This is a genomic window from Saccharothrix sp. CCNWYY140 (assembly GCF_037401995.1).
Classification (GTDB): Bacteria; Actinomycetota; Actinomycetes; order Mycobacteriales; family Pseudonocardiaceae; genus Actinosynnema.
The window spans coordinates 1-11,690 of the sequence record NZ_JBBEGC010000183.1; the positions used below are offsets into that span (position 1 = coordinate 1).

At 72.3% G+C, this 11,690-nt stretch carries 12 protein-coding genes; 11 read left to right on the forward strand and 1 reads right to left on the reverse strand.

Features of this window, described 5'->3' with window-relative positions; genetic code table 11:
• Positions 1-290 precede the first annotated feature (290 nt).
• From recN to WBN91_RS37190, 8 genes are all read left to right on the forward strand, one after another.
• Positions 291-2,069, forward strand: coding sequence for a DNA repair protein RecN (gene recN, locus WBN91_RS37155; protein ID WP_337723892.1), 1,779 nt, complete (start codon positions 291-293; stop codon positions 2,067-2,069).
• Complete coding sequence (locus WBN91_RS37160; RefSeq protein ID WP_337723893.1) at positions 2,066-2,662, forward strand: hypothetical protein; 597 nt, start codon at positions 2,066-2,068, stop codon at positions 2,660-2,662. Before recN ends, WBN91_RS37160 begins: the two co-directional genes overlap by 4 nt.
• A complete protein-coding gene (locus WBN91_RS37165; protein ID WP_337723894.1) occupies positions 2,659-3,270 on the forward strand; it encodes a hypothetical protein in 612 nt (203 codons plus the stop codon). Before WBN91_RS37160 ends, WBN91_RS37165 begins: the two co-directional genes overlap by 4 nt.
• 94 nt (positions 3,271-3,364) lie before the next feature.
• The gene (steA, locus tag WBN91_RS37170) at positions 3,365-4,549 is read left to right on the forward strand and encodes a putative cytokinetic ring protein SteA (RefSeq protein ID WP_337723895.1); all 1,185 of its coding nucleotides are present in this window, start codon (positions 3,365-3,367) and stop codon (positions 4,547-4,549) included.
• Positions 4,546-5,484, forward strand: coding sequence for a copper transporter (locus tag WBN91_RS37175; RefSeq protein WP_337723896.1), 939 nt, complete (start codon positions 4,546-4,548; stop codon positions 5,482-5,484). Before steA ends, WBN91_RS37175 begins: the two co-directional genes overlap by 4 nt.
• Before the next feature lie 162 nt (positions 5,485-5,646).
• Entirely contained in the window at positions 5,647-7,338 is a 1,692-nt protein-coding gene (locus WBN91_RS37180; protein ID WP_337723897.1) for a CTP synthase, read from the forward strand.
• Positions 7,335-7,955, forward strand: a complete 621-nt coding sequence (locus WBN91_RS37185) for an NUDIX hydrolase (RefSeq protein ID WP_337723898.1) — start codon at positions 7,335-7,337, stop codon at positions 7,953-7,955. Before WBN91_RS37180 ends, WBN91_RS37185 begins: the two co-directional genes overlap by 4 nt.
• Positions 7,956-8,024: 69 nt before the next feature.
• Positions 8,025-8,396 carry a DUF2752 domain-containing protein gene (locus tag WBN91_RS37190; protein WP_337723899.1) on the forward strand — a complete coding sequence of 124 codons (372 nt, stop codon included), beginning with the start codon at positions 8,025-8,027 and terminating at the stop codon, positions 8,394-8,396.
• Between the two features lie 21 nt (positions 8,397-8,417).
• Here WBN91_RS37190 and WBN91_RS37195 read toward each other — a convergent pair whose 3' ends face one another.
• Complete coding sequence (locus WBN91_RS37195) at positions 8,418-8,978, reverse strand: DUF1707 domain-containing protein (protein ID WP_337723900.1); 561 nt, start codon at positions 8,976-8,978, stop codon at positions 8,418-8,420.
• 67 nt (positions 8,979-9,045) lie between these two features.
• On the opposite strand from WBN91_RS37195, the gene ald reads away from it, so the two are divergent.
• The 3 genes from ald to WBN91_RS37210 are packed head-to-tail and all read left to right on the forward strand — an operon-like array spanning position 9,046 to position 11,409.
• Positions 9,046-10,155 carry an alanine dehydrogenase gene (gene ald / locus WBN91_RS37200; RefSeq protein ID WP_337723901.1) on the forward strand — a complete coding sequence of 370 codons (1,110 nt, stop codon included), beginning with the start codon at positions 9,046-9,048 and terminating at the stop codon, positions 10,153-10,155.
• A complete protein-coding gene (gene xerD / locus WBN91_RS37205) occupies positions 10,152-11,033 on the forward strand; it encodes a site-specific tyrosine recombinase XerD (RefSeq protein ID WP_337723902.1) in 882 nt (293 codons plus the stop codon). The genes ald and xerD overlap by 4 nt, the downstream gene beginning before the upstream one ends.
• Positions 11,034-11,091: 58 nt before the next feature.
• Positions 11,092-11,409, forward strand: a complete 318-nt coding sequence (locus tag WBN91_RS37210; RefSeq protein WP_337723903.1) for an ArsR/SmtB family transcription factor — start codon at positions 11,092-11,094, stop codon at positions 11,407-11,409.
• Positions 11,410-11,690: the final 281 nt, after the last annotated feature.

Genomic DNA, 11,690 nt, shown 5'->3' on the forward strand with positions numbered 1-11,690 from the left:
GTCGGTTTCTTCCCCCGTACGGCCTGCCGGAGGCAACCACGCTTTCCCCGGTTTCGCAACCGGTGAAGCGTGGTTGCGAAACCGGGGAAAGCGTGGTTGGGCTTCGCCCAGGCCGTACGGGGGAAGAAACCGAGGCCCTTCCTGTGGCTGGCAGCCACTCCGAGCGCGCCTGCGGCGCGAAGAGCTTGCGCTTGCGGCGCGGGCTCGGCCGGACGGGTTAGAACACCTGTTCGTCCGACACTCCCACCCGAACGCCCATGCCGGCCGCTTCGCCCAGTAGTGTTCGCGCTGTGCTGGCCGAGATGCGCATCCAGGGCCTCGGTGTGATCGACGAGGCCACCCTTGAGCTCGCCGAGGGCTTCACCGTGGTGACCGGTGAGACCGGTGCGGGCAAGACGATGGTCGTCACCGGGCTTCACCTCTTGGGTGGGGGTCGGGCGGAGGCTTCCCGCGTGCGCAACGGCGCGGACAAGGCGGTGGTCGAGGGGCGGTTCATGGCGCCTGCCGGCAGTCCTGCCGCCAAGGTGGCCGAGGAGGTCGGGGGCGAGCCTGACGACGACGGGTCGGTGATCGCCATTCGGACCGTCGGGGCCGATGGGCGGTCGCGGGCTCATCTCGGTGGGCGGTCTGTGCCGGTCGGGGTGTTGTCGGAGCTGGCCGAGCAGTTGTTGGCGGTGCACGGGCAGAACGACCAGTTGCGGCTGTTGCGGCCCACCGAGCAGCGGGCGGTGCTGGACCGGTTCGCCGGGGACGACGTGGGTGCGCCGCTGCGCAAGTACCAGAAGTTGCGTGAGGAGTGGCTGCGGGTCGCGGCCGAGTTGAGTGAGCGGACCGAGCGGTCGCGGGAGTTGGCTCGGGAGGCTGACCTGCTGCGGCACGGGTTGGCTGAGATCAACGCCGTGGATCCCAAGCCCGGCGAGGACGTGGAGCTGCACGACGAGGCTCGGCGGTTGGCCGATGCCGACCAGTTGCGCGAGGCGGCGACCGGTGCCCAGTACGCGGTGAGCGGGTCGCCCGAAGGTGATCCGGACCTCCCGGGTGCGTTGGGGTTGATCGGGGAGGCTCGGCGGCGGTTGGCGTCGTCGGAGGACCCCAAGCTGCGGGACCTGGAGCCCCGGCTGGTGGAGGCGGAGACGCTGCTGGCCGATGTCGGCGCCGAGATCGTGGGGTACCTGGAGCACCTGGACGCCGACCCGGCTCGGCTGGAGCAGGTGTTGGCGCGGCAGGCCGAGTTGAAGTCGTTGACCCGGAAGTACGCGGCGGACGTGGACGGCGTGATCGCGTGGGCCGCGGACGCGGCGGCTCGGTTGGCCGGGTTGGACACCTCCGACGAGGCGTTGGCGGCGTTGGCGGCGCGGCGGGACGAGTTGGCCGTCGAGCTCGCCGGGTACGCGCAGCAGGTCACGGCCGAGCGGGTCGCGGCGGCCGAGGAGCTGGGCAAGGCCGTGTCCGAGGAGTTGACCGGGCTGGCCATGCCGCACGCGACCGTGGAGGTGGCGGTTCGGCCGCGGGTGGCCGAGGTCGGGGACGCGCAGGCGTTGGACGTCGGCGGGCAGCTGCTGCACGCGGGTGCCTCCGGTGTGGACGACGTGGAGTTGCGGCTGATCTCGCACCCCGGCGCGCCGGCGTTGCCGGTGCACAAGGGTGCGTCCGGTGGTGAGCTGTCCCGGGTGATGCTCGCGTTGGAGGTCGTGCTGTCGCACTCCGACCCGGTGCCGACGCTCGTGTTCGACGAGGTGGACGCCGGTGTCGGTGGGCGCGCGGCGGTCGAGGTGGGGCGGCGGCTGGCCCGGTTGGCGCGCAGCCACCAGGTGATCGTGGTGACGCACCTGCCGCAGGTGGCGGCGTTCGCGGACCGGCACCTGGTGGTGGACAAGACCGCGGACGGCGTCCTGACCCGCAGTGGTGTGCGGGTGCTGGACGAATCGCAGCGGGTGGTCGAGTTGGCGCGCATGCTGGCGGGCATGGACTCGACGGACACCGGCCGCGCGCACGCGGAGGAGCTGCTGGCGGCGGCGAAGGCCGACAAGGAGAGCGTCCCGGTGGTGCGGCGGAAGAAGCGGAAGTGAGCCGCCGCGGCACCGGTGTGGTGCTGCTGTTCGTCGCCGGCGCCACGGCCGTGGTCGCGACCTTCCTCCCGCTGTGCTTCATCGGCACCTCGCTGACCGGTGACGCCCGGTTCGGCTTCACCATGACCAGCTGGGCGACCACCAGCGAACCCGCGGGGCTGGCCTGGTTGGGCGCGTCGGCGCAGTACGGGGTGCCGGTGGTGATCGCCGCGGTGCTGCTCGTGGTGGCCGCGGCCCTGGCGTTCCTGCCGGAACCGCAGCGGCAGGCCTCCCGGTACACCGCGGTGGCGGCGACGGGGTTGCTGGCCGGGGCGGTGTGGACGACGGTCATGGCCGTCGTGGCGTGGCTGACGCCGCCGGTGTCCGACGTGCGGACCAGCATGGAGTACGAGACCGGCGCCGGGTTGTGGGTGCTCGTGGCGTCGGTGGTGGTGGCGGTGCTGGGGACGGTGTTCCTGCTGCGCCGGGGTGAGGTCGTGGTCGTGGAGGAGGGACCGGTGGTTCGCGTGCTCGTGGACCCCGACACCGACACGCCGCCGTTGGGCATCCAGGTGGCTGTGTTGCCCGAGTTGCCGGAGAAGGGGACTTCGTGAACCTGCGGGTGGCGGGAGCGGTCGCGCTGGGAGTCGGCGCGGTGCTCGCGGTGTGCGGGTCGTTGCTGGAGCTCTACCGGGTCGAGTTCCGCTTCTCACCCGACCCCGACCGGGTCGACGTCCAGGTGTTCACCGCGTGGCAGTCCAAGTTCGACTTCGCCGGCATGGACAAGCCCGAGTCGACCTCCGGGTTGGGGTGGGGCCTGCCCATCACGGCCGCCGTCGTGCTCGTGGTGGTGGGGCTGGTGCTGTTGTTCCGGTCGCCGCTGCTCAACGCGGTCGGGCGGGTCGTCGTGGTGGCGGCCGGCGGGGTGTTGATCGGGACCACGTGGTCGGCCTACGAGACGTTGGACCGGCTGTTCGGCGCGCAGGTGGTGCCCGACGGGAAGGAGTTCGTCGGCGCGGGGCTGTGGATGCTCGTCGTGGCGTGCCTGGCGGTGGCGGTGGGCGCGGGGCTGGTGCAGGAGTGGCCGCCGCGGGCGCCGAAGCCCGACGGTCCCTCGGTGTACCGGGTGGACGACGAGGACGACACCCCGCCGTTCGGCATCCCCATCCCCACCGACGAGATCGACGTGGACCGCCCCGGGGAATCCCCCGAGCGGGGGTAATCCGTCCACTGTGGAACGGTGTCCTGGCTGACCTGCTCGGATCGTTCGGCGTGTTGTGTCCGGCCGGCGCGCCGACGTGAGTCACCATCGGTTCATGAAGCTCTCCGGGTTGCTCAGCCGCGCGAACCACGACCTGCCGGGGGTCACGGGCGTCGCCCGCGTCGACCGCCGGTCGGGCGACCTGCTGCGCCGCCTGAGTCCCGGTGACATCGCCGTCCTCGACCACGTCGACATCGACCGGCGGACCGCCGAGGCGCTGGTCACCGCGGAGGTCGCGGGCGTGGTCAACGCGTCGCCGTCGATCTCCGGCCGGTTCCCCAACCTCGGGCCGGAGCTGCTGCTGGAGGCCGGCATCCCGCTGGTCGACGGCGTCGGCACGGGGGTGCTGCGGGAGCTGAAGGACGGCACCAAGCTGCGCCTGCACGACGGCGCGGTCTACGTCGGCGAGCGGGAGGTCGCGCGCGGCGTCGAGCAGAGCGCCGAGTCCATCGCCGACGCGATGATCGAGGCCAAGGCCGGGATGGCGGCCCAACTGGAGGCGTTCTCGGCCAACACGATCGAGTTCCTGCGCCGGGAGCGCGCGCTGATCCTGGACGGGATCGGAGTGCCCGAGGTGTACGTGCCGATCCGCGACCGGCAGGTCCTGGTGGTCGCCGGCGGACCCCGGCACGCCGAGGAGCTGCGCAGGCTGCGCAAGTACATCCGCGAGTACCGGCCGGTGCTGGTCGGCGTGGACGCGGGCGCGGACACCCTGCACGACGCCGGGTACAAACCGGACATCATCGTCGGCGACCCGGACGGCATCGGCACCGAGACGCTGCGGGCGGGCTCCGAGGTCGTCGTGCCCGCCCAGACCGACGGCCACGCGCCCGGCCTGGAGCGCATCCAGGACCTGGGCATCGGCGCGGTGACCTTCCCCGCGACCGGCAACGCCGAGGACCTGGCGCTGCTGCTGGCCGAGGCGCACGGGGCGAGCCTGGTGGTGACCGTGGGGTTGCAGGCGGGGTTGCGCGAGTTCCTCGACCGCGGCCACTCGGGGTCCAACCCGTCGACCTTCCTGACCCGGCTCAAGCTGGGCAGCAAGCTCGTCGACGGCGCGGCGGTCGCCACCCTGCACCGCAGCCGGGTGTCGCTGGGCGTGATGGTGCTGCTCGTGCTGGCCGCGGTGGTCGCGATGGCGGCGGCGCTCGCGGTGTCCGGGGTCGGTCAGGTCTACGTCGACGTGGCGGTGGACGCGTTCCGGTCCGTCGTCGACTGGTTCAAGGGGTTGTTCGGATGATCTCCATGCGCTACCACATCGTCTCCATCACCGCGGTGTTCCTGGCGCTGGCCGTGGGCGTCGTGCTGGGCTCGACCGCGATCAGCAGCCGGCTGCTGTCCGGCCTGACCGACGACAACTCGGCGCTGGGCAAGGAGGTCGCCGACCTCCAGACCGCCCGCAACGGGCTCAACGCCAAGCTCGCCGACGCCGACCGGTTCGCCTCGACGGTCGGCCCGATGGCGGTGAAGGGCCTGCTGGCGGAGCGGACCGTGGTGCTGGTGACCACGTCCGACGCCAAGCCCAACGACCGGGACGCGCTGGCGGAGCTGCTGCGCGCGGCCGGCGCCACGGTGACCGGTGAACTCCAGCTGACCGAGTCCTTCGCCGACCCGCGCAAGGCCGACCAGCTGCGCGACCTGGTGGCCCGGTTGCAGCCGGCCGGGACGCAGCTGCCCTCGGGTTCGGACCCGGGTACCCGGGCGGGCGGGTTGCTGGGCGCGTTGCTGCTGCTGAACAAGGAGAACAACCAGCCCCAGGCCACGCCGGACGAGACGGCGGCGGCGCTGGCGGGGCTGACGTCGGCGGGTTTCGTCAAGACCGGCCAGGGGCTGCGGCCGGCGCAGCTGGCGGTGGTGCTGACCGGCGGGTCGTTCGACGGGGACTCGGCGGGTGATCGGGCGGCGACGATCGCCCGGTTCGCCACCCAGCTCGACCGGTCGGGAGCGGGGACGGTGCTCGCGGGCGGCGAGGGGTCGGCCAACGGGACCGGGCCGGTGGGAGTGGTGCGGGCGGACACGGCGGCCACGTCCGTGGTGTCGACCGTCGACAACCTGGGAACGGCGGCTGGGCGGGTGGTGGCCGTGCTGGCGTTGCGGGAGCAGTTGGAGGGCAAGTCCGGGCGGTACGGGGTGGCGGGCAACGCCGAGGCCCCGGCTCCCGGCGCGGTGGGCTGAGGTGGGCCTGGACGGCTCGGTGAACTGGTCGTGAACGGGCTAGGCCATCCGAGTGATGCCCAAGGGGACCGCCGGCGCGCTGGGTGACCGTCGCCGTGTTAGCGTTAGGGCCCGTGGACAGGGCCGGTCGCCCTGCGGAACTTCAGACCACGGGGAGCCTCCTTGGTGCTTCAGGCACGTACGACCAAGCACGTTTTCGTCACCGGGGGCGTGGCCTCCTCCCTGGGCAAGGGACTCACCGCCTCCAGCCTCGGCCAGTTGCTGACCGCCCGTGGTCTGCGGGTGACCATGCAGAAGCTGGACCCCTACCTCAACGTCGACCCCGGAACGATGAACCCGTTCCAGCACGGCGAGGTGTTCGTCACCGAGGACGGCGCGGAGACCGACCTCGACATCGGCCACTACGAGCGGTTCCTGGCGCGGGACCTGTCCGGGGACGCCAACGTCACCACCGGGCAGGTGTACTCGGAGGTCATCGCCAAGGAGCGGCGTGGCGAGTACCTCGGCGACACCGTCCAGGTGATCCCGCACATCACCGACGAGATCAAGCGGCGCATCCGCGCGATGGCCGAGCCCGGACCCGACGGGGTGGCCCCCGACGTGGTGATCACCGAGGTGGGCGGCACGGTCGGCGACATCGAGTCGCTGCCGTTCCTGGAGGCCTGCCGGCAGGTCCGCCACGACGTCGGCCGCGACAACGTGTTCTTCCTGCACGTCTCGCTGGTGCCCTACCTGGCCCCGTCCGGCGAGCTCAAGACCAAGCCGACGCAGCACTCCGTCGCCGCGCTGCGCAACATCGGCATCCAGCCCGACGCCATCGTGTGCCGGGCCGACCGCGAGATCCCCGACGCCCTGAAGCGCAAGATCGGCCTCATGTGCGACGTGGACACCGAGGCCGTCGTGGCGGCCGTCGACGCGCCGTCGATCTACGACATCCCCAAGGTGCTGCACGGCGAGGGCCTCGACGCGTACGTGGTGCGCCGGCTCGGGCTGCCGTTCCGCGACGTCGACTGGACGGTGTGGGGCGACCTGCTCGACCGCGTCCACAACCCGTCGGAGAAGGTCCGCATCGGCCTGGTCGGCAAGTACGTCGACCTGCCCGACGCCTACCTGTCGGTGACCGAGGCGCTGCGCGCGGGCGGGTTCAAGCACCGGGCCAAGGTCGAGGTCGTGTGGGTGCCCTCCGACGAGTGCCAGACGCCGTCCGGCGCGGCGCACGCCCTGAGCGGCCTGGACGCGATCCTCATCCCGGGCGGCTTCGGCGTGCGCGGCATCGAGGGCAAGATCGGCGCCATCACCCACGCCCGTACCCGCGGCATCCCGCTCCTGGGGCTGTGCCTGGGGTTGCAGTGCATGGTCATCGAGGCCGCGCGCAACCTCGCGGGCATCGAGGACGCCAACTCCTCGGAGTTCGAGGAGACCGGGTCGATGGTGATCAGCACGATGGCCGACCAGGAGGACGTGGTCGCCGGCCAGCGCGACATGGGCGGCACCATGCGGCTGGGCGCGTACCCGGCCAAGCTCGTGCCGGGCTCGCAGGTGGCGCTGGCGTACGGGTCGACCGAGGTGTCCGAGCGGCACCGGCACCGGTACGAGGTGAACAACGCGTTCCGGGACAAGCTGGGCAAGGCCGGTCTGGTGTTCTCCGGGACCTCGCCGGACGGGCGGCTGGTGGAGTTCGTCGAGCTGCCGGCGGACGTGCACCCGTTCTTCGTGTCCACCCAGGCGCACCCGGAGCTGAAGTCCCGGCCGACCAAGCCGCACCCGCTGTTCGCGGCGTTCGTGAAGGCGGCCCTGGACTACCGGCTGGCCGACCGGCTGCCGCTGCCCTCGGGCGTGGGGGCGGCGAAGTGACCGACCGGCACGAGTTCTCCGTCGTCTCCTCGCGGGACGTGCACATCGGTCGAGTGGTCGGGCTGCGCGTGGACGAGGTCGTCATGCCCGGCGGCGGGACGGCCTCGCGCGAGGTCGTCGAGCACCTGGGCGCGGTCGCGGTCGCGGCGGTCTCCGAAGACGGCCTGGTGACGCTGATCCACCAGTACCGGCACCCGCTGGGCAAGCGGATCTGGGAGCTGCCGGCCGGGCTGCTGGACTCCGGCGCCGAGGAGCCCCTGGAGGCGGCTCGGCGAGAGCTGGTGGAGGAGGTCGGGCTGGCGGCGTCCTCGTGGGTGACGCTGGTCGACGTCGCCGCGTCGCCCGGGTTCACCGACGAGGTGGTGCGGGTGTTCCTCGCGCGCGGGCTGTCGGAGGTCGACCGGGAGCACATGGGCGAGGAGGAGGCGGACCTGGAGATCCACCGCTTCCCGCTGGACCGGGCCGTGGAGATGGCGCTGGCCGGCGAGATCGTCAACGGGGCGGCGGTGGCCGGGTTGCTGGCGGCGCAGGCGGTGCTGGCGGGTCGGGCGCACCCCCGGCCGGCGGACGCGCCGTTCGCCGACCGGCCCACGCGGTTCGCTTCGCGGCAGGACTGAGGCACTGCCCCGGCCGGGACTCCTGGCCGGGGCGGTTCGCCGCGGTTCGGGCTGGGAGAGAATGGACGCATGAGTGTGCGGGGGCCGGTGGTGGTCGCGGCGGGGGCCGCGGTGGCGGCCGGGGTCATGTTCTTCAGCGACCCGAACAAGCCGGGGTCGTGGTGGCCGCCGTGTCCGCTCTACGCGGTGACCGGCATCCAGTGCCCCGCCTGCGGGTCCACCCGGATGGTCCACGCGTTGCTGCACGGGGACCTGGCCGCCGCCTGGCAGCTCAACGCCGTGATGCTCCTGGCCGGGTTGCCGTTGCTGGCCTGGCTGTGGCTGCGGTGGTTCCGGGCGGCTCGGCGGGACGAGGCCGTGCCGCCGGTGTCCCGGAAGGTCGGGGTGCCGGTGGTGGTGGTCGCGGTGACGTGGATGCTGGTCCGGAACCTGGTCGCGTAACGGGGCCGGCGGGGTAGCGACCTAGTCGCGTAGTTTGCGGCCCTGCGCGTCGGTGCCGCCGTTGACCAGCAGGATGATGCCGTCGATCAGCGACCAGATGCCGCAGCCGCCGCAGGTCAGCAGCTGTGCGATGCCGATGCCGGTGTCGCCGATGTAGAACCGGCCGATGCCGAACGGCAGCACCAGTTGCAGCACGCCGGCCGCGATGCGGGACTTGTCCGACAGCGGCTGGCCGGTCAGCGGGTCCACCCCGTACGGGGCCGCCGGGCTCGGGCCGTAGTAGCCGGGCGGCGGCGGGTAACCCGGGGCGTAACCGGGCTGGGTGAAGCCGGGTGGCGGGGTCGCGTAGTCCGTCGGCGGCGCGTAGTGGGTCTGCGGCGGCGGCAGGAAGTCGGGGTGCGGCTGGGGCAGGTCCTGGAACAGGGCCGCCAGCTCGGTCGCCGTCTGGGCGGCGGTCGCGTAGCCGACGCGCTGCTCGTACTCGCCGATCTCCAGGCGGCCCGCCGCGAAGTGGTCGTTGAGCGCGCTGATGGCCGCCTCGCGCTGCTGGTTGCCGATGCGGACCTGGTGGGGTTCGGACACAGGCAAACGCTAACAGCCCGGGGGCGTTGATCCAGCCGGAACGCGCCGGCCGACCTACGCTGACCAGGTGCTGGTCGGAGTACCCCGTGAGCTGAAGAACCACGAGTACCGGGTGGCGATCACCCCGGCGGGCGTGGTCGAGCTGGTGCGGCGGGGGCACCAGGTGCTGGTCGAGGCGGGCGCGGGGGAGGGCAGCTCCATCCCGGACGCCGAGTTCCGGGCGGCCGGCGCGCGGATCGTCGAGGCGGCCGACGACCTGTGGGGCGAGGCGGAGCTGGTGCTCAAGGTCAAGGAGCCGGTGGCCGACGAGTTCCACCGGATGCGGCCCGGCCAGACCCTGTTCACCTACCTGCACCTGGCCGCCAACGCCGAGTGCACCCGGGCGGTCGTCGCGTCCGGCATCGACGCCATCGCCTACGAGACCGTGCAGCTCCCGGACGGGTCGCTGCCGCTGCTGGCCCCGATGAGCGAGGTCGCCGGCCGGATGGCCACCCAGGTCGGGGCGCACTGCCTGGAACGCACCCAGGGCGGCCGGGGCGTGCTGCTCGGCGGCGTGCCCGGGGTGCCGGCGGGCAAGGTGGTGGTGCTGGGCGCGGGCGTGGCCGGGATGAACGCCGCCGCCATCGCGCTGGGCATGCAGGCCGAGGTGATCGTGCTGGACACCAACGTCAACCGGCTGCGGCAGATCGACTTCACCTACCGGGGGCACCTCCAGACCGTCGCGTCCAACGCCTACGAGGTGGAGAAGGCGTGCCGGTGGGCGGACCTGGTCATCGGCGCGGTGCTCGTGCCCGGCGCGAAGGCCCCCACGCTGGTCAGCAACCACCTGGTGTCGACCATGCGGACCGGGTCGGTGCTGGTGGACATCGCCATCGACCAGGGCGGTTGCTTCGCCGACTCCCGGCCCACCACGCACGACGACCCGACCTTCCGCGTGCACGACTCGGTCTTCTACTGCGTGGCGAACATGCCCGGAGCCGTGCCGCACACCTCGACGTGGGCGCTCACGAACGTCACACTGCCGTACGTGACGGCGCTGGCGGACAAGGGGTTCCGGCAGGCGGTCGGCGACGACCCGGCGTTGGCGAAGGGGGTGAACGCGGTGCGCGGCACGGTCGTGCAGGCCGAGGTGGCCAAGGCACACGGACTGCCCCACGTGCCGCTGGCCCAGCTGTGAGGGACGTGGTCGCGGCGTTCCTCGACCACCTCGCCGTGGAACGGGGCACCTCCCGCAACACCCTGGACTCCTACCGCCGCGACCTGCGCCGGTACGCCGAGCACCTGGACCGGGTGGGCGTGGGCGAGCTGGGGGCGGTCGGGGAGCAGCACATCACGGCGTTCGCGGCGAGCCTGCGCGGGGAGGGCTTGGCGGAGTCGTCGGTGGCCCGCACCCTGGTCACCGTCCGCGGCCTGCACCGCTTCGCCCACCGCGAGGGCATCACCGCCCACGACCCGGCCCGCGACGTCCACCCGCCGACCCCGCCGCGCCGCCTGCCCAAGGCCCTGCCGGTGGACGACGTGCTGCGCCTGCTGGACACCGCGGGCGGCCTGCGCGACAAGGCCCTGCTGGAGTTGCTGTACTCGACCGGGGCCCGGATCTCCGAGGTCGTGGGCCTGGACGTGGACGACGTCGACACCGCCGAGCGCACGGTCCTGCTCGACGGCAAGGGCGGCAAGCAGCGCCTGGTCCCCGTCGGCCGCCCGGCCCTGGCGGCGCTGGAGGCCTACCTGGTCCGCGCCCGGCCCGGCCTGGTCAAGCGCGGCACGCCCGCGTTGTTCCTCAACGCGCGCGGCGGGCGGCTGTCCCGGCAGACCGCGTGGCAGGTCCTCAAGACCGCCGCCGAACGGGCCGGGGTGACGGCCGAGGTCTCCCCGCACACCCTCCGGCACTCCTTCGCCACCCACCTGCTGGAGGGCGGCGCGGACGTGCGCGTGGTCCAGGAACTCCTCGGCCACGCCAGCGTGACCACCACCCAGGTCTACACCCTGGTCACCGTCAACACCCTGCGCGAGGTCTACGCGACCGCCCACCCGAGAGCGACGGGTGGAACATGAACGCAGCACAGGTAGTGTGGGTCCACCCCGGACGCGACGAGCTGGAGGAGCCGTGCCGGTGCCGAACATCGACGAGCCGGAGCTTGCCGACATCCAGCTCGGAGCCGTCCTGCACGCCCTGAGCGACCCGACCCGACTGGGGGTGGTCCTCCAGATCGAGTCGGACGGCGAACGCTGCTGCGGAGCGCTGGACGTGGACGTGGCGAAGTCGACCCTGTCCCAGCACCTGAGGGTGCTGCGGGAGGCGGGGATCACGCGGACGCGGGCTTGTGGGAACCAGCGGTGGGTGTCGTTGCGGCGCGACGACCTGGACAAGCTCTTCCCCGGGTTGCTCGACGTGATCTTGAGAGCCGCTGACCGGGCTCCTGTCCGCTGACTCTTCGCGAGCTTCAAGAGCTTCGGGAGGGTCGCTTCGCTCTCAAGTGGACGCGCTGTCGCGCTCTCAAGATCAAAAGCTCGCAGGGAGACCACCGATGGGGGGTGAAGGGCGTCGGTTCCCCCACCGCATGGCCTGGCGGAGCCAACCACGCTTTGGGCCGGGTGCCGCGAAAATTTTTGGCTCGTTCCTCGCGAAAAATTTTGGCTGCACCCGACCCAAAGCGTGGTAGCCCTTCGGGCAGGCCATACGGTGGGGGAACCGAGGCCCTCCACTTGTAG

Excerpts from the sequence above, each read along its gene's own strand:
- WBN91_RS37190 (WP_337723899.1), top strand. The coding sequence starts at position 8,025 with ATGAGTGTGCGGGGGCCGGTGGTGGTCGCGGCGGGGGCCGCGGTGGCG.
- steA (WP_337723895.1), top strand. The coding sequence starts at position 3,365 with ATGAAGCTCTCCGGGTTGCTCAGCCGCGCGAACCACGACCTGCCGGGG.
- WBN91_RS37175 (WP_337723896.1), top strand. The coding sequence starts at position 4,546 with ATGATCTCCATGCGCTACCACATCGTCTCCATCACCGCGGTGTTCCTG.